19 protein-coding genes are annotated in these 16,054 nt (G+C 34.9%); 11 read left to right on the top strand and 8 right to left on the bottom strand.

Annotated features, from left to right (window positions below):
* Positions 1–186: 186 nt before the first annotated feature.
* Positions 187–774 carry a riboflavin synthase gene (locus ABW637_RS04195; protein ID WP_367583379.1) on the bottom strand — a complete coding sequence of 196 codons (588 nt, stop codon included), beginning with the start codon at positions 772–774 and terminating at the stop codon, positions 187–189.
* A 100-nt stretch (positions 775–874) separates the two neighbouring features.
* Here ABW637_RS04195 and pdxA point away from each other — a divergent pair, with 100 nt between their 5' ends.
* From pdxA to ABW637_RS04145, 10 genes are all read left to right on the top strand, one after another.
* Positions 875–1,933 carry a 4-hydroxythreonine-4-phosphate dehydrogenase PdxA gene (gene pdxA / locus ABW637_RS04190; protein WP_367583378.1) on the top strand — a complete coding sequence of 353 codons (1,059 nt, stop codon included), beginning with the start codon at positions 875–877 and terminating at the stop codon, positions 1,931–1,933.
* Between the two features lie 176 nt (positions 1,934–2,109).
* Positions 2,110–2,649 (top strand): YceD family protein, encoded by a 540-nt coding sequence (locus ABW637_RS04185; protein ID WP_367583377.1) that lies wholly within the window; start codon positions 2,110–2,112, stop codon positions 2,647–2,649.
* 10 nt (positions 2,650–2,659) lie between these two features.
* On the top strand, positions 2,660–2,854 hold the full coding sequence (rpmF, locus tag ABW637_RS04180) for a 50S ribosomal protein L32 (RefSeq protein ID WP_201923405.1): 195 nt from the start codon (positions 2,660–2,662) through the stop codon (positions 2,852–2,854).
* Between the two features lie 162 nt (positions 2,855–3,016).
* Entirely contained in the window at positions 3,017–4,012 is a 996-nt protein-coding gene (locus tag ABW637_RS04175; protein ID WP_367583376.1) for a beta-ketoacyl-ACP synthase III, read from the top strand.
* 27 nt (positions 4,013–4,039) lie between these two features.
* Positions 4,040–4,537 carry an acetyl-CoA carboxylase biotin carboxyl carrier protein gene (gene accB / locus ABW637_RS04170; RefSeq protein WP_367583375.1) on the top strand — a complete coding sequence of 166 codons (498 nt, stop codon included), beginning with the start codon at positions 4,040–4,042 and terminating at the stop codon, positions 4,535–4,537.
* A gap of 85 nt (positions 4,538–4,622) precedes the next feature.
* Entirely contained in the window at positions 4,623–5,972 is a 1,350-nt protein-coding gene (gene accC, locus ABW637_RS04165; protein WP_367583374.1) for an acetyl-CoA carboxylase biotin carboxylase subunit, read from the top strand.
* 83 nt (positions 5,973–6,055) lie between these two features.
* On the top strand, positions 6,056–7,168 hold the full coding sequence (locus tag ABW637_RS04160; RefSeq protein WP_367583373.1) for an NAD(P)/FAD-dependent oxidoreductase: 1,113 nt from the start codon (positions 6,056–6,058) through the stop codon (positions 7,166–7,168).
* Between the two features lie 18 nt (positions 7,169–7,186).
* Positions 7,187–7,885 (top strand): monofunctional biosynthetic peptidoglycan transglycosylase, encoded by a 699-nt coding sequence (gene mtgA / locus ABW637_RS04155; protein ID WP_367583372.1) that lies wholly within the window; start codon positions 7,187–7,189, stop codon positions 7,883–7,885.
* Complete coding sequence (locus ABW637_RS04150; RefSeq protein WP_367583371.1) at positions 7,869–8,327, top strand: 3-oxoacyl-ACP synthase; 459 nt, start codon at positions 7,869–7,871, stop codon at positions 8,325–8,327. The genes mtgA and ABW637_RS04150 overlap by 17 nt, the downstream gene beginning before the upstream one ends.
* A 72-nt stretch (positions 8,328–8,399) precedes the next feature.
* Positions 8,400–9,335: an alpha/beta fold hydrolase gene (locus tag ABW637_RS04145; RefSeq protein WP_367583370.1), complete on the top strand. Its 936-nt coding sequence runs from the start codon at positions 8,400–8,402 to the stop codon at positions 9,333–9,335.
* Positions 9,336–9,371: 36 nt separating this feature from the next.
* Here ABW637_RS04145 and ABW637_RS04140 read toward each other — a convergent pair whose 3' ends face one another.
* On the bottom strand, positions 9,372–9,725 hold the full coding sequence (locus ABW637_RS04140; protein WP_367583369.1) for a hypothetical protein: 354 nt from the start codon (positions 9,723–9,725) through the stop codon (positions 9,372–9,374).
* Positions 9,726–9,786: 61 nt separating this feature from the next.
* Positions 9,787–11,472 carry a single-stranded-DNA-specific exonuclease RecJ gene (gene recJ, locus ABW637_RS04135; RefSeq protein ID WP_367583368.1) on the bottom strand — a complete coding sequence of 562 codons (1,686 nt, stop codon included), beginning with the start codon at positions 11,470–11,472 and terminating at the stop codon, positions 9,787–9,789.
* 129 nt (positions 11,473–11,601) lie between these two features.
* On the opposite strand from recJ, the gene ABW637_RS04130 reads away from it, so the two are divergent.
* On the top strand, positions 11,602–12,192 hold the full coding sequence (locus tag ABW637_RS04130) for a carboxymuconolactone decarboxylase family protein (RefSeq protein ID WP_367583367.1): 591 nt from the start codon (positions 11,602–11,604) through the stop codon (positions 12,190–12,192).
* Between the two features lie 96 nt (positions 12,193–12,288).
* Here the strand turns inward: ABW637_RS04130 and ABW637_RS04125 are convergent, their stop codons facing one another.
* From ABW637_RS04125 to ABW637_RS04105, 5 genes are all read right to left on the bottom strand, one after another.
* Positions 12,289–12,942 carry a response regulator gene (locus tag ABW637_RS04125; protein WP_367583366.1) on the bottom strand — a complete coding sequence of 218 codons (654 nt, stop codon included), beginning with the start codon at positions 12,940–12,942 and terminating at the stop codon, positions 12,289–12,291.
* Between the two features lie 32 nt (positions 12,943–12,974).
* Positions 12,975–13,754, bottom strand: coding sequence for a sensor histidine kinase (locus ABW637_RS04120; RefSeq protein WP_367583365.1), 780 nt, complete (start codon positions 13,752–13,754; stop codon positions 12,975–12,977).
* Positions 13,724–14,380 (bottom strand): hypothetical protein, encoded by a 657-nt coding sequence (locus ABW637_RS04115; RefSeq protein ID WP_367583364.1) that lies wholly within the window; start codon positions 14,378–14,380, stop codon positions 13,724–13,726. Before ABW637_RS04115 ends, ABW637_RS04120 begins: the two co-directional genes overlap by 31 nt.
* An 18-nt stretch (positions 14,381–14,398) precedes the next feature.
* A complete protein-coding gene (locus tag ABW637_RS04110) occupies positions 14,399–15,124 on the bottom strand; it encodes a hypothetical protein (protein WP_367583363.1) in 726 nt (241 codons plus the stop codon).
* Positions 15,125–15,333: 209 nt separating this feature from the next.
* Positions 15,334–16,032, bottom strand: a complete 699-nt coding sequence (locus ABW637_RS04105) for a M50 family metallopeptidase (protein ID WP_367583362.1) — start codon at positions 16,030–16,032, stop codon at positions 15,334–15,336.
* Positions 16,033–16,054 lie beyond the last annotated feature (22 nt).

The following is a 16,054-nucleotide window of genomic DNA, read 5'->3' as shown; positions in this document are numbered from 1 at the left end:
AGATCTAATACTAAAAAAACGGTGTCACTTCGAGTGATTTTTGAAGAAAATTGTATCGAGAAGGTTTCAAAAACGAAAATTTACTTGTCTTCAATAGTCCTGCTGAGCATATCGAAGTACAATCCCAACTATCATTGGGATCACTCAGACTGACGTAAATTTTCTTATCTGTTATTCAGATTTCTTCTACCCCAACTCCGTAATACGTTTCACATACTTACCAATTACATCAAATTCTAAGTTAACCACGGTACCTTCTCTAAAGGTGTTAAAATTAGTATGCTCATATGTAAAAGGAATAATTGCTACACTAAATTCATTTTTTTTAGAATTTACTACCGTTAAACTTACCCCATTAACAGTAATCGATCCTTTTTCTATAGTGATATTACTTAATCCCGGATCATAGTTAAAGGTAAAATACCAACTGCCATCGGCTTCAGAAACAGCCGTACACACCGCCGTTTGATCTACATGACCCTGTACAATATGCCCATCTAACCGAGCTCCTAGTTTCATCCCGCGCTCAAGATTTACCATGCTCCCTTCTACGAGATCCTTAAGATTGGTCTTATCTAATGTCTCCTTAATCGCTGTTACGGTATACGTATCATCTTCAATAGAAACTACGGTAAGGCATACTCCATTATGTGCTACGCTTTGATCAATTTTTAATTCTGAAGTAAAATTTGAACGCACTGTAATATCCAGATTTTCCTGATCTGTTTTTAAAGATGCAATTGTTCCTAATTCTTCGATGATTCCTGTGAACATAAATGCGAATTATTTAGTTAAATTTGTGGTCTTAAAGTTTGAGATCTTTTTAATTCCTTCGGAATTAGGTTTCAAAAATACTGATAAAGGAATTTATATAATGAAGAAAGAAGAAAAAATAAGAATAGGAATTTCTATAGGAGATCTTAATGGCATAGGAAGCGAAGTAGTGCTCAAAACGTTTGAAGATTCTCGAATGCTGGATTTTTGCACTCCTGTGATTTTTGCATCTGTAAAAATTCTTTCTTTTCTCAAAAAACAATACAACATCAAAAGTAGTCTGCACGGTATTGATAAAACCTCCCAGATTTTAGATGGTAAAATTAACGTGCTTAATGTGTGGAAAGAAGCAGTAGAGCTTAATTTTGGCAAAGAAGATGAGAAAATTGGCAACTATGCTATTAAATCACTTAAAGCGGCAACACAAGCACTCAAAAATAATGAAATAGATATCTTAGTTACTGCGCCTATAAATAAGCGTAGCATACAGTCTGATGAATTTAAATTTCCTGGTCATACCGATTATCTGAATCAGGAATTAGAAGGCAACAGTCTTATGTTCATGATTACCGATGACCTCAAAGTAGGCTTACTTACAGATCACGTAGCTGTAAAAGATATTGCCGATAGTATTACACCAGAATTAATAGAAGAAAAAGTAAACACCATATATGATTCTTTAAAACAAGATTTCGGAATATCGAAACCAAAAATTGCTGTATTAGGAATTAATCCGCATAGTGGAGATCATGGTGTCATTGGCAAAGAAGACGAAGACGTATTAAAACCAACGATCAAAAAAATTAATGAATCCGGTAAATTGGTGTATGGCCCCTATGCGGCAGATAGTTTCTTTGGATCGAATACCTACAAAGCTTTTGATGCTATTGTGGCCTCGTATCATGATCAGGGACTAATCCCGTTCAAAACCTTGTCTTTTGGCAAAGGTGTGAATTATACCGCAGGACTTGCTAAAGTACGTACGTCTCCAGATCATGGGACAGCGTTCGAAATAGCGGGAAAAAATCAAGCAGATCCTAGCTCTTTTAAGGAAGCCATTTTTTCGGCATTAAAGATTTATAAAAACAGAAATCAATATGCCGAGATTACCAAAAATCCATTAAAAAAACAACCCCGTAAACCTCAGAAAAAGGCATGAGGTGTGGGGTATGAGGTATTAAGATCATTACTCAAACCTGAAGCCTCAAACCTCAAACCAAATAAAACACTAACAATCTGATATAATTTTGTTTACAAAAAGGGTTTGATAATGATTTTTTTTTATCTTTGCACCCGCCTTTACCAAATTGGTAGGCACTTGAAACTGATGATGAAATGAAACAACTTAAAGAGTATACCATTCCTTTTGTTGGGCTGAAGCAAGGATTACACCAGTTTGAGTATGATGTTGATAATACGTTCTTTGAACATTTTGAGTATGACGAATTTAATGCATCTGCAGTAAGAGTAGATCTGGAGTTTAACAAAAAAACAACGATGTTCGAACTTCAGTTTAAAGCTTCTGGAACTGTAAATGTAAATTGTGATCTCACTAACGAACCTTTTGACTTGCCTATCGAAAATGAAATTTTTCTGGTAGTAAAGTTTGGTGATGAATATAATGATGAGAACGAAGAGCTTTTAATATTACCACACGGTGATTACGAAGTGAACGTTCAGCAATATATTTATGAGCTTATTGTTTTAGCTATACCTTCAAAAAGAGTTCATCCTGGTGTAGAAGACGGAACGTTAGAATCAGACATACTCGAAAGATTAGACGAACTAAGTCCAAGAGAAAAAACAATAGAAAATACCAATGAGGAAACAGATCCGCGTTGGGACAAATTAAAAAATTTATTAAACGATAAATAATAGCTAAGCAATGGCACATCCTAAGAGAAAAATATCGAAAACCAGAAGAGACAAAAGAAGAACTCATTATAAAGCTACTGTACCACAAATTGCTACAGATCCTACTACAGGAGAAGCACATTTGTATCACAGAGCACACTGGCACGAAGGTAAACTATACTATCGTGGTCAAATCGTGATCGATAATACAGAAGAAGTGGCATAAGCCCACTGTTAAAATTTCATATAAAACTCTCACAAAAGTGAGAGTTTTTTTGTTTTTAGTTGAATATGTGTCAAAATCCCGTTATTTTGCGCCATATTTGTATATAATTTAGTAATTTCGACGACATTTTTGCACAATAGTTCGCGACACTAAAACTAAGACATGAGTAAAATCACAGCCGCTATCACAGCTGTTGGCGCATACGTGCCAGACTATGTGTTAACCAATAAGATTTTAGAAACTATGGTTGACACAAACGACGAATGGATTACCACTCGTACAGGTATAAAAGAACGCAGAATACTAAAAGAAGAGGGCAAAGGAAGTTCTTTCTTAGGTATTAAGGCGGCAGAAGATTTAATCGCTAAAAAAAATCTTGATCCAAAAGAGATTGATATGGTGATTTTTGCTACTGCAACTCCTGACCTTCCTGTTGCTGCAAACGCAGCATTTGCAGCTTCAAAAATAGGTGCCGTTAATGCATTTTCTTATGACTTACAAGCTGCTTGTTCCAGTTTTTTATACGGGATGTCTACGGCAGCTAGTTATATAGAATCTGGGAGATACAAGAAAATATTACTTATAGGAGCAGATAAAATGTCTTCTATTATTGATTATACCGATCGTGCTACCTGTATCATTTTTGGAGATGGTGGTGGAGCCGTACTTTTTGAACCTAACGAAGATGGTTATGGATTACAAGATGAGTATCTACGTACAGACGGTATAGGAAGAGAATTCTTAAAAATCGAAGCTGGTGGTTCTATACTGCCTCCTTCAGAAGAAACTGTAGCGAAAAAACAACATTTTGTGCAACAAGACGGAAAAACTGTATTTAAGTATGCCGTTTCTAATATGGCAGATGCCAGCACAAAAATTCTGGAACGTAATAATATGACCGGAAATGACGTAAATTGGCTCATTGCACATCAAGCCAACAAACGTATTATTGACGCTACAGCAAATAGAATGGGGTTAGACGAGGATAAAGTTCTTATGAATATCCAAAGATATGGTAACACAACTTCTGCTACGATACCTCTATTATTACACGATTACGAAAAACAACTCAAAAAAGGAGATAACATTGTATTTGCCTCATTTGGAGGAGGCTTTACATGGGGTTCTATTTATTTAAAATGGGCCTATAATTCCTAAACAACTAAACACACAATACCCAATATTATGGATTTAAAAGAAATTCAGAATTTGATTAAATTCGTAGCCAAATCAGGGGCTAGCGAAGTAAAGTTAGAGATGGATGACGTTAAAATCACCATCAAAACCGGAGGAGAAGACAGTAAAGAAACAACTTTTGTGCAACAGATACCTGTAGGCACAGCAGTTCCTCCTCAACCTGTTGCACCAGCACCAGTTGCACCGACTACACCGGCTGCTCCTGTAGCTGCAGCCGAGAGTTCATCATCAGATGACAACTCAAAATACATAACGATCAAATCTCCTATAATAGGAACTCTATACAGGAAACCATCACCAGATAAACCTACTTTTGTAGAGGTAGGCGATTCTATAAAAGAAGGAGATGTACTTTGTATTATAGAAGCAATGAAACTTTTTAACGAAATCGAGAGTGAAGTTTCTGGTAAGATTGTAAAAGTATTGGTGGATGAGGCCTCTCCAGTAGAGTTTGATCAACCATTATTCTTAGTAGACCCATCATAATTAATCTCAAAATTTCAAATCCCAAATTCCAGAGATCTTAGAAAATTGGAATTTGTTTTTTGGATATTGTAATTTTTAAAAAGTTATGTTTAAAAAAATTCTAATTGCAAATAGAGGTGAGATTGCGATGCGAGTAATCAGAACCTGCAAAGAAATGGGCATAAAGACTGTGGCTGTATACTCTACTGCAGATGCAGAGAGTTTACATGTTCGTTTTGCAGACGAAGCCGTTTGTATAGGACCAGCGCCTAGTAACGAATCCTACCTGAAAATGTCTAATATTATTGCTGCTGCAGAAATTACAAACGCAGATGCAATACATCCAGGATATGGTTTCTTATCAGAAAATGCAAAATTCTCGAAGATCTGCGAAGAACACGAAATAAAGTTCATCGGTGCGAGTGCAGAAATGATAGACAGGATGGGAGATAAAGCCTCTGCTAAATCCACTATGATCGAAGCTGGTGTACCTTGTGTACCAGGAAGTGAAGGTGTAATTCCGGATTTTGAAACGTGTAAAAAAGTGGCTATAGAAACTGGTTACCCGGTAATGCTTAAGGCCAGTGCCGGTGGTGGTGGAAAAGGTATGCGTGCAGTTTGGAAAGAAGAAGACCTGCAAAATGCCTGGGAATCTGCCAGACAAGAAAGTAAAGCTGCCTTTGGGAATGATGATATGTACATGGAAAAACTCATCGAAGAACCTCGTCATATCGAAATCCAAGTTGTTGGCGATAGCAACGGTAGAGCCTGTCACTTATCAGAGAGAGATTGTTCTGTACAGCGTAGACACCAAAAATTAACAGAAGAAACCCCTTCTCCGTTCATGACCGATGAGTTGAGAGAAAAAATGGGTGCAGCAGCAGTAAAAGCTGCCGAATATATCAAATATGAAGGAGCAGGTACGGTAGAGTTCTTAGTAGATAAACACCGTAACTTCTACTTTATGGAAATGAATACCCGTATACAAGTAGAACACCCTATTACAGAACAGGTTGTAGACTATGATTTGATCAGAGAGCAAATTCTGGTCGCTGCGGGAGTGCCAATTTCTGGTAAAAACTATGTTCCGCAACTACATTCTATAGAGTGTAGAATCAATGCCGAGGATCCTTATAAGGATTTTAGACCTTCACCAGGTAAAATTACCAATTTACATATCCCGGGAGGTCATGGTGTACGAGTAGACACTCATGTATACAGTGGATATACCATTCCTCCAAATTATGACTCGATGATTGCTAAATTGATTACTACTGCACAAACACGTGAAGAAGCAATCAACAAGATGAAAAGAGCATTAGATGAGTTTGTAGTAGAAGGAATAAAAACTACGGTTCCTTTTCATAGACAATTAATGGATCATCCAGATTATGTTTCAGGTAATTATACTACCAAGTTTATGGAAGATTTCGAAATGAAAGAACCCGAAGACTAAACCACAAAAAATATAAGCCTCAGTAATGAGGCTTTTTTGTATATATCACTTAGATTTGAGGTAAGCATCTTTTTAAACAAAAAATGAATTTAAGTTATTGGGAACATAAATCCTGGCTATCAAATATCGATTTTACCATTGTTGGTAGTGGTATTGTTGGGCTTTCGTGTGCTCTACGATTAAAAGAAAAACTCCCTACGGCCAGCATCCTTGTTCTAGAACGTGGAATACTTCCCAACGGAGCGAGTACCAAAAATGCTGGATTTGCTTGCTTTGGAAGTTTGTCTGAAATACTGGAAGACCTCAACACTCATACAGAAGAAGAAGTTGTGCAACTTGTTCAAAAAAGACATCAGGGACTTCAGCAACTACGAAAAAATCTCGGGGACCATAGCATTGATTATTTGCAATTGGGAGGGTATGAACTTTTTACACAAGAGGATGAAGAGCTATATGCTACATGTCTTTCAAAAAAAGAAGAAATCAATCAGTTATTAAAACCGGTATTTAATGATGATGTCTTCATTCTAAATAAAAACACCTTCAACTTTAAAAATATTCAACCTCAATATATTGTAAATCAGTTTGAAGGACAGATTGATACCGGTAAAATGATGCAAGCTTTATTACACAAGGCACAGGAGCTCGGTATTAAGATATTAAATAATTGCACCGTTCAGGAAATTAATGATCTTAACAATACAGTCGAAATAAAAACAGATCATTTTACGTTTTCTTCTCATAAAGTAATGATCGCTACTAATGGTTTTGCTTCGCAATTAGGTATTAACCAGGTACAACCCGCCAGAGCGCAGGTGTTAATAACCAAGCCTATTAACAATTTGCATATTAAGGGTACTTTTCACCTGGATAAAGGCTATTATTATTTTAGGAATATAGATCAAAGAATCCTTTTCGGTGGAGGTAGAAATCTTGACTTTAAGGCCGAAGAAACTACAGAATTAGCACAAACCGAATTGGTGCAACAAAAATTAAATGAAATTTTGCATGATGTAATTTTACCTGATACTAATTTCGAAATTGAACATCGATGGAGTGGAATTATGGGTGTAGGAAATCAGAAAAAACCCGTGGTTAAGCAAATATCAAACAACGTCTTTTGTGGTGTACGCCTAGGCGGAATGGGTGTTGCGATAGGAAGCCTTGTTGGCACGGAATTAGCAGATCTATTATAGATAAATCTGTATAGAGGTATGATAAAAATTCTTCGCATTTTATTGAAAAGTTGGATTGCTTTTATGATACTTGCTCCTATTTGGGTGATGAGTTATACATGGATAGATGTGCCCGCTACACCCCTAATGGGAATTCGTAAACTTCAATCCAAACAAAAACATACCCTTCAACATCATTGGGTGCCATTGTCACAGATTTCTAAGAATTTACAATTAGCCGTGATTTGTAGTGAAGATCAGCGATTCTTAGAACATGAAGGTTTTGATAAAAAAGCGATTGAAAAAGCACTAGCAGAACATAAAGCTGGGAAACGACTTCGCGGAGCCAGCACCATCTCACAACAAACCGCTAAAAATGTTTTTTTATGGCCACATCGCAGCTGGATACGTAAAGGACTCGAAAGTTATTTTACCTTTCTAATAGAATCTTTTTGGAGTAAAGAACGCATTCTCGAAATCTATTTGAATAGTATCGAAATGGGTAATGGGATTTATGGGGCAGAAGCTGCAGCACAATTTTGGTTTAATAAATCGGCATTAGATCTCAATCGGGATGAAGCTGCTGCACTCGCTTCAATTTTACCCAATCCAAGAAAGTTTTTGGCTACTCCCGCTTCTGATTATACTCAAAAAAGAAAAGAATGGATCTTTATACAAATGCATAATTATGGTACTTTAGTATTCGATAAGGAACAACAAAATGAATACAACGAATAGTAAACAAGAATTACTTAACCAATGCAAAAGTTATGTGAACCAACGACTACAACGTATTCAAGACACAATTTCAGATATTCAAGAATCTCTAACCTCAGAAACCAAGAGTACTGCTGGTGATAAACACGAAACAGGCAGAGCAATGCTACAATTAGAACGAGAAAAAGCAGGGCAACAATTGGCCGAAGTGCAAAAGTTACAGGAAATTTTAGCCAAAATTGATATCTCATCTTGTTCAGAACATGTTCGGTTGGGGAGTTTAGTTGCTACCTCGCGAGGCAATTATTTTCTTAGTATTTCGGCAGGTAAGATTCTTGTTAAAAATGAGTGGTATTATGCCATTGCCACTAATTCACCCATTGGTAAACTAATGTTAGGAAAAACTATAGGAAGTGAATTTAGTTTTAATGGGGGAAAAATTAAAATAGTAAAAATAATATAGTCTAAAACAGTAAACCTTTTGGCATACAAAAATGATTTTAAGTAAATTGCCAATTCATAAATCATCATTACCATGCAGAAGTTTTTTGTACTCACCCTTATAGGAATATTGTTTTTTTCGTGTAAACCGTATGAGAATACTAAAATCAGAAAAAACCAGATCACCTATGAAGATTTTAGGGCAGATCAAAGACTATATCCTACCGATGATGGTCTTATAAAGTATATTGACAAAGGAAAAGGACCTGCTATTTTGCTGCTTCATGGCGTACCTACATCGGGTTGGTTGTACCGCAAAATGATCGATCCATTGGTTGCTAAAGGATATCGAGTGATCGTTCCGGATATGTTGGGTTATGGATCTAGTGATTCACCAGAGGGTTTTGAGATTTACAATGCAGAAAATCACGCCAAACGCATATTGCAACTTATGGAAGCTCTGGGTATCGAAAACTGGTCTCATGTAATGCATGACGCTGGTGGATTATGGACCTGGGAATTGATGAAACAGGCTCCTGATAAAATTGAAAAACTAATCGTACTTAATACCATTATTTATGAAGATGGGTTTTATCCACCAGTAAGAATGAAACCAGGAGGACTGGCCAAAACTGCTATGTGGGCGTATCGAAATGGAGTTACAACCAATACCTTATTAAAAAAACTATTCGAAGAAGGGCTTAAAGAAAATACGCTTAACGTATTAGATGTAGAAGGCTATAAAACCCCTTTGCTTGAGGGTAAAACATATGCCATGTACTACTTTTTTAGTCAAACGTGTAATGAGTTGCCCGACTACTCAGACGTTTTTGAAAATGTAAATATTCCGGTTTCGGTAATATGGGGTATTCATGACACAATGTTACAATGGCCTCCACAAGAAAATAGAGTGGCAAGAGCCTTAAAAGTAAACTCTGAAGATATACATTTTGTAGATGAAAAACATTTTATCCAGGAAACAAAAGCAAAAGAAATCACGTATAAAATCTTGGATTTTTTAAATAGGTAGTGGTTTTATTGAGAATTGTAAGCATTACTATTGAACTTAATTTAGGCATAGACCTTTAATCCAGTTTTGTAATTCTACTTTTAAGATCGTTTCATTAATTAATTCCTGAATTTGATCTAGCTCATCCTTACTTACTGCAAGATCTATTTTATCTGAAGGAGTTCTTAATAACAATGATCTGCAGTTTTTAGGATCTTTACAATCTGCACAACATTGAGACTGCATGGTGATCGCACAAAAGTCTGAAAAATCCTTGAGTTCACTTAGATTGAGTAAAAATCCAATATCTCTAAAAACCAATTGAACTTTGGGTATAGCGTCTCGCATTTCTCTTTTCCAAAAGAAAGATATCCCCACTTTATTACTGTATATTTTATCAATAGCGTTCATTCTGAGTCTATTTTAACATCAAAAATAACAACTATTTATAATAAATCTAAATAAAAATAAGTTAAATAATATCTTTTAGTTTTAATTGAAGAGATAGAGTACCATTCCATTCGTTTTCATCTATGGTATACGCAGCTTTAAATTGTTTATTTTTCCCGATTAGATCATGTTTAGAGCCTAGCCCAAACCCTATTGCCCCAATAGTAGTATTATTTTTTTGTACTGCACATTTTAAATGTTTTTCATCTGCTCCTACACACTTACCATATCCCGTATCTGTTAGACCTTCGGTCATAAAAATTGGTGTCATATTTCCTGGTCCAAAAGGAGCAAATTGTTTAAGAATACGATAGAACTTTGGTGTGATCTGTTCTAATTCTATAGCAAAATCGACAGATATTTCAGGAATTAGTAGTTGCTTATCAATTGTCGCAGAGACTACTTCTTCAAATTTTTGTTTAAATGGTTCATATTGCTCCTCTTGCAAGGTTAATCCTGCCGCATATTTATGTCCTCCAAATTGTTCTATATGATCCGAGCAGGCTTCTAAAGCATTATACACATCAAAACCTTTAACAGATCTAGCAGAAGCAGCCAATTTTTTGCCACTTTTAGTAAAAACCAATGTTGGGCGATAATACGTTTCGGTTAATCTTGAAGCTACAATACCTATAACTCCTTTATGCCAATTTTCTTGATACACTACCGTAGTATGTCTTTCCTCTTCCTTATTATCTTGTATTTGTCCTAAGGCTTCTAGGGTAATACTTTTATCAGCGTCTTTTCGGTCACTATTATAGAGTTCAATTTCTGAAGCATAGTGTAATGCCGTTTCAAAATTTTCTTCGGTTAAAAGATTAACGGCATGTAGGCCATGTTTCATTCTTCCGGCGGCATTAATCCTAGGCGCAATAATAAATACCAAATCTGTAATAGTAAGTACTTCTTTTTTTACTTGCGACAGCATCGCTTTAAACCCAATTCTTGGGTTTGCATTTATCACCTGAAGCCCAAAATATGCTAGTGTTCGGTTTTCTCCTGTAATTGGTACAATATCTGCTCCTATTGCGGTAGCCACCAAATCTAAATAGGGTAACAAATCATCTATAGTTTGGTTTTGATGATGAGCCAACCCTTGAATCAATTTAAATCCTACCCCACACCCGCATAATTCTTTATAAGGATATTCGCAATCTTCTCGTTTTGGATCCAAGACGGCAACAGCATCTGGGATCTCATCTCCTGGGCGGTGGTGATCACAAATGATAAAATCAATTCCTTTTGATTTAGCATAGGCAACTTTTTCGACGGCTTTAATTCCACAATCTAAAGCAATAATTAGACTGATATCATTATCATGAGCATAATCAATACCCATATACGAAACACCATATCCCTCATCATACCGATCGGGAATATACGTAGCAACTTGTGGAGATAATGTTTTTAGATATGAAGACATCAATGCTACCGACGTAGTCCCATCTACATCATAATCACCATATACCATGATATTTTCGCCATTAGCAATTGCTTTTTTAATTCGAGATACTGCTTTATCCATATCTCTCATTAAAAAAGGATCATGTAAGTCTTCTAGAGAAGGTCTGAAGAATTTTTTGGCCTGATCATACGTCTCAATACCTCTTTGGACCAAAAGCTCAGCGATTAAATGATCTACATTAAGGGATTTTGCCAACTCATGTGTTATTGTGCTGTTTACTTTAGGTTTTAGTGTCCACCTCATTCTTATGATATATTCCAATATTAAAAAATCCAAAGTACAAAAAACATCTTGACCTCTCTAGATTTGATATTAGTTTTGTATTTTGCTTTGCCAAAAATTTTACATTTAAACTCAAAAAATCACATACACATGCCATTAGTTACTCCATTGTCTGCTGATCATGATCCAAAGACCAGAGAATTAGCAGAATTTTTTAATGAAACCTTAGGTTTTTGTCCAAATTCGGTGCTTACTATGCAACGAAGACCAGCTATTTCTAAAGCCTTTATTAATCTTAATAAGGCTGTTATGGCTAATGAGGGTCGAGTAACTTCGGCTTTAAAACGCATGATTGCATGGGTAAGCAGTAATGCAACCGGATGTAGATATTGCCAGGCACATGCCATTCGTGCCGCAGAACGATATGGTGCAGAACAAGAGCAATTAGATAACATATGGGAATATAAAACACACCCTGCTTTTAGTGATGCAGAACGAGCGGCATTGGATTTTTCGTTAGCCGCATCGGTAATTCCTAATGCAGTAGACAATACCATTAAAGAGGAATTATATAAATACTGGAATGAAGGTGAAATTGTAGAAATGCTAGGTGTAATTTCTTTATTTGGATACCTTAACCGATGGAATGACTCTATGGGTACAACAGTAGAAGAAGGTGCCATAGAATCTGGTGAGCAATACCTTGGTAAACATGGTTGGGAGAAAGGGAAACATGTTTAGTATTTATAGAATATAAAATATAGACTTCACAGGTTTTATGCTTCGATAAACACGGCAACCAGCCTGTGAGGTTGTTTTAATTATAATTTGATAAACTTAAACAGCAATAATCTTTTCTTTAACGGCTTTAATGATTAATCCCGCTGTATTTTTTACCCCTAATTTGCTCATTAAATTTTTTCGATGCCCCTCGATAGTTCTTACACTTAGAAAAAGTTTTTCTGCGATTTCTGCCGTGGTCAATTCTTGCGTTACGAGTTCTAGTACTTCTAATTCTCTAGAGGTAAGATGGTAATTTTTACCTATTGTAGGAGGTTTGGTAACCTTATGCTTAAGTCCTTTTAATAGAGCTTCAGAAACAAAAGGATTAAAATAAAACCCTTTCTCATATACCGATCTAATGGCCTCCTCTAATTCAACCTGATTGGTGTCTTTTAATAGATAACCATTCGCTCCTACTTCCATCAAATAAGAAATCATTCTTTCTTCTTTATGCATTGTTAAAATTATAATTTTGAGGTCTGGATACATTTCTTGTAATTTTAAAGTCGTATCGACCCCATTCATGTCTTCCATCTCTAAATCCAACAAAATCACATCTGGCACTTCATTATTAAGTTTTGTTAAAAGGTCTCTGCCACTAATTGCTTCTAAAACCAATGAGATATCCGGCATTTTATTTAATAAAGATTTTATCCCTTCGCGAAACAAATTATGATCATCAATTAACCCTAGTTTTATAGTTTCCATAATGGATATGTTTTTAGTTTTTAGTGTCTTTTTTAAGGAATTTCGAGTTGAATTTTCATTCCTGAAGCTTTTTCAAGAAAGAATATATTTCCTGACAGCACTGATAATCTACTTTCTATATTCTTAAGACCTATTCCTTTTTGATACGGTAGTTTTTCTTGATCCAATCCTTTTCCATCATCTTCATATAGTATAATCAACACATCCTTCTTGTTTTTTAATTCAATTTTTATTGTTGACGCTTCTGCGTGCTTTAATGTATTGGTAATTAATTCCTGAATGATACGATATAGGTTAAGTTCTTTTGATTTAGCCGTTGTTTTTGTGGTATTATTTTTAAAATAAACTTTAATTTTTCTTGAATCATTTATGGTTTGTGCCAAACTATGTATGGCTTCAATCAACCCCAATTTCTCTAAAACTACCGGTCTTAAATCCTGCGAAATACTTCGTACATTTTGAATCATGTCATCTAAAAAAGCACTCATTTTTTCGGTGATGCCTTTTAATTCATCAGGAGGAATTTCGGGTGTTATTTGTCCGAAATACAATTTAGTTGTGGTTAACATGGCTCCCACATCATCATGTAGTTCTTTTGCTATTCTGTTTCTTTCTTCCTCTTGACTAGTAATTGATGTTTTTAAGAGTTCTTTTTGATAATCAGATTCAACTTTTTGATGTTTCTTTTGTTGTGCCAGTAACCTTCTTTGGTATATGATAAAGAATATAATCACCGATAGGGATAGTAGAAAAATAACCACCATACCAATGATTACAATCTTTAATGTAATAGCTTCTTCGGATTCACCCATATAGCAACGATATAAAAAATAATAAGTACTATGTTTACAATGGCATGAAGCCCCCATACCATATGACTTGCTTCATTATTTCCTTTGAACAGATTATTATTAATAAAAAACAGGATTAAATTACTAGAAAAATAAATCAAAAACCCAGAATTGATCCAAAACATGGGATTGGTTTCTAGCGATGTATACTTTATTTCTTTAAGCAAGGTATAGAAGTAACTTAAAGCAAAAAATATAACAAGTAACCCTAAAAGGGTAGTCACATTAGAATTGAAGGCATATAGATCTTGAAAAAACAAGGTGTTGATGATTGCAAAAAATGTGAAACCTATGCCTAAAAAAACAAAAAAATACTTCGAAAACGTCTTTGATAATTCTGCCTTATAAATATTAACAATCAACAAAAATTCGACAACAGCATAAAAATGATACAGTGGTAAATTATTTAATTTTTGATACCAAAAAATATTAGCAACAAATTCTACTATAAAAACTGCTATAAGTAGGTATAGCAGTTTTATCTGTACTTTATTTAATGACTTCAATTTAAATACAGCTAATACTAATGGAATTACCACTATAAAAGATGAAATCAATCGTAAGCTATAAAATAGGTCTTTACTCATCTGTATCTAAAATATGTATTATTGCACACACGTAGGTGGACACGGACTAGAATATTCTGCGTAAGTCTCACCATTATTAGACTCTAATATTCCTCTTAGATTTATCGTATTTTCGGACAGTAAGGGTCTAACACCTAATACCGGAGTAAAAGAAATCATATCTCTCTTACCAAATTTGTTCATATCAATACCTGGGTAGAGTGTAATGGCTTCAATATCTTTTTCTGAATCTTTGATGGTTTTAGCAATATCATCAAATTCAAAATATTCTACCCGCACAATTGATTCTGGATCACTCTCATATTTTTTACCCCAGCAATGGAAAAGATCGTCTATTAAATGCACCTCAGACTCGCTCCAATTTTTCCAGACCATATCTTTAAAAATTTTAGGGACAGGAGAATCTCCAAAACGCGGTTCTTCTTCAGAGACAGGAGATAATTCAAAAACCATATCAGTATCATCGTTAATTTGTATATATGGACAACACGTGATCTTATTTTTATTCTTTTTTTCTACGGCTAAGTAAATCTTAATGCTTTCAATTTCCTTTCTAATTTCATTAAAACCAACTATATCTAACAATTCAAAATGAATAACCCGGTCGTATTGTGCTGTCTTCTTATTAAAGCAATGAAAATGATTTGCTAATTTTAGAACATCTTCTTTGCACCATCGTTCTCTGTTATCTTTAAAATCGCTTACCGTAACTTTTTTCTTTTTTTTTGTGATTGTGTTTCCCATTTGTGTGTATTTAAAGGTTTATTAATGACTATTAAAGGTAACCAAAAAACACTTTTATAGCTAACAATGAAGCAATTAACAGGTAATAACCTCTATCAAACACGTATTTACCACATCTCTCTATTTTGAGCTAAATCTTGTCTTCTGAAAACTTATCTACATAGTGATAGGATAGTAATACAGTTGAAAAACTGTAAAAAAGTTAATCGTTATTTTTTTAAGTAATACTTATAACTTTTATACAGTAGTATAATAGTTATAATAAGAATTAATATCGCCCACATCCAATAAGTACCTGGTAGATGGGCAGCGATCATTTGCGTATCTGAGTATTGAATTCTTCCATCTCGTTCAAATTGTTTTGTAAACAGATATCCTATTTGTAGATATGTACTTAATACACACTGGGTGCCTAAAAATAAGAGCGTAAAGGCCTCTAACCTTCTTACTCTAAGAATAGCAATAAAAAACAAAATGGCTGCAAATACGCTTAAGATGACCAAGGCTAACAACTCATGAATCCATATGCATAATGATAGTACGATAATAACTAATAGTAACCATAAAGTAATTTTAGAAGTAATGCGATTTCTTGCAGAAGCAATAAGTATCGCTCCAGAGATAGCTGGACCCAATAATCCTCCTGCAGAAGTGATCGCTCTGGCGATATGGTAATCAAGATAGCTAAAAGAAACGTTGGAATACGCTACTCCTCCACCATTATCATAAATCTCTAAATAGTAAAATTTTCCTCCTAGAAGTAATGCCGTAAGTCCATGACCCATTTCATGAAACCAAGTACCCAGTAGTAACAACGGATACTGTATAATTCCAAAATACGGTAATTGCCAAAGCAAAAAAACAAGAAGACTGGTTCCTATAATGGCAAGTAATGGTTTCTTTTTCAAATGATTTAAATTTATAAGCTTG

Source organism: Aquimarina penaris (assembly GCF_040786285.1).
In the GTDB taxonomy this organism is placed as follows: domain Bacteria; phylum Bacteroidota; class Bacteroidia; order Flavobacteriales; family Flavobacteriaceae; genus Aquimarina.
This window is presented reverse-complemented; position numbering and strand designations above follow the sequence as displayed.

Bases quoted from the DNA above. Each gene is read 5' to 3' on its own strand.
- ABW637_RS04185 (WP_367583377.1), top strand. From the start codon at position 2,110: ATGAAACAACTTAAAGAGTATACCATTCCTTTTGTTGGGCTGAAGCAA.
- ABW637_RS04110 (WP_367583363.1), bottom strand. From the start codon at position 15,124: ATGGGAAACACAATCACAAAAAAAAAGAAAAAAGTTACGGTAAGCGAT.
- accB (WP_367583375.1), top strand. From the start codon at position 4,040: ATGGATTTAAAAGAAATTCAGAATTTGATTAAATTCGTAGCCAAATCA.
- pdxA (WP_367583378.1), top strand. From the start codon at position 875: ATGAAGAAAGAAGAAAAAATAAGAATAGGAATTTCTATAGGAGATCTT.
- recJ (WP_367583368.1), bottom strand. From the start codon at position 11,472: ATGAGGTGGACACTAAAACCTAAAGTAAACAGCACAATAACACATGAG.
- ABW637_RS04195 (WP_367583379.1), bottom strand. From the start codon at position 774: ATGTTCACAGGAATCATCGAAGAATTAGGAACAATTGCATCTTTAAAA.
- ABW637_RS04115 (WP_367583364.1), bottom strand. From the start codon at position 14,380: ATGAGTAAAGACCTATTTTATAGCTTACGATTGATTTCATCTTTTATA.
- ABW637_RS04120 (WP_367583365.1), bottom strand. From the start codon at position 13,754: ATGGGTGAATCCGAAGAAGCTATTACATTAAAGATTGTAATCATTGGT.
- mtgA (WP_367583372.1), top strand. From the start codon at position 7,187: ATGATAAAAATTCTTCGCATTTTATTGAAAAGTTGGATTGCTTTTATG.
- ABW637_RS04145 (WP_367583370.1), top strand. From the start codon at position 8,400: ATGCAGAAGTTTTTTGTACTCACCCTTATAGGAATATTGTTTTTTTCG.
- ABW637_RS04130 (WP_367583367.1), top strand. From the start codon at position 11,602: ATGCCATTAGTTACTCCATTGTCTGCTGATCATGATCCAAAGACCAGA.
- ABW637_RS04160 (WP_367583373.1), top strand. From the start codon at position 6,056: ATGAATTTAAGTTATTGGGAACATAAATCCTGGCTATCAAATATCGAT.
- ABW637_RS04125 (WP_367583366.1), bottom strand. From the start codon at position 12,942: ATGGAAACTATAAAACTAGGGTTAATTGATGATCATAATTTGTTTCGC.
- accC (WP_367583374.1), top strand. From the start codon at position 4,623: ATGTTTAAAAAAATTCTAATTGCAAATAGAGGTGAGATTGCGATGCGA.
- ABW637_RS04150 (WP_367583371.1), top strand. From the start codon at position 7,869: ATGAATACAACGAATAGTAAACAAGAATTACTTAACCAATGCAAAAGT.
- rpmF (WP_201923405.1), top strand. From the start codon at position 2,660: ATGGCACATCCTAAGAGAAAAATATCGAAAACCAGAAGAGACAAAAGA.
- ABW637_RS04140 (WP_367583369.1), bottom strand. From the start codon at position 9,725: ATGAACGCTATTGATAAAATATACAGTAATAAAGTGGGGATATCTTTC.
- ABW637_RS04175 (WP_367583376.1), top strand. From the start codon at position 3,017: ATGAGTAAAATCACAGCCGCTATCACAGCTGTTGGCGCATACGTGCCA.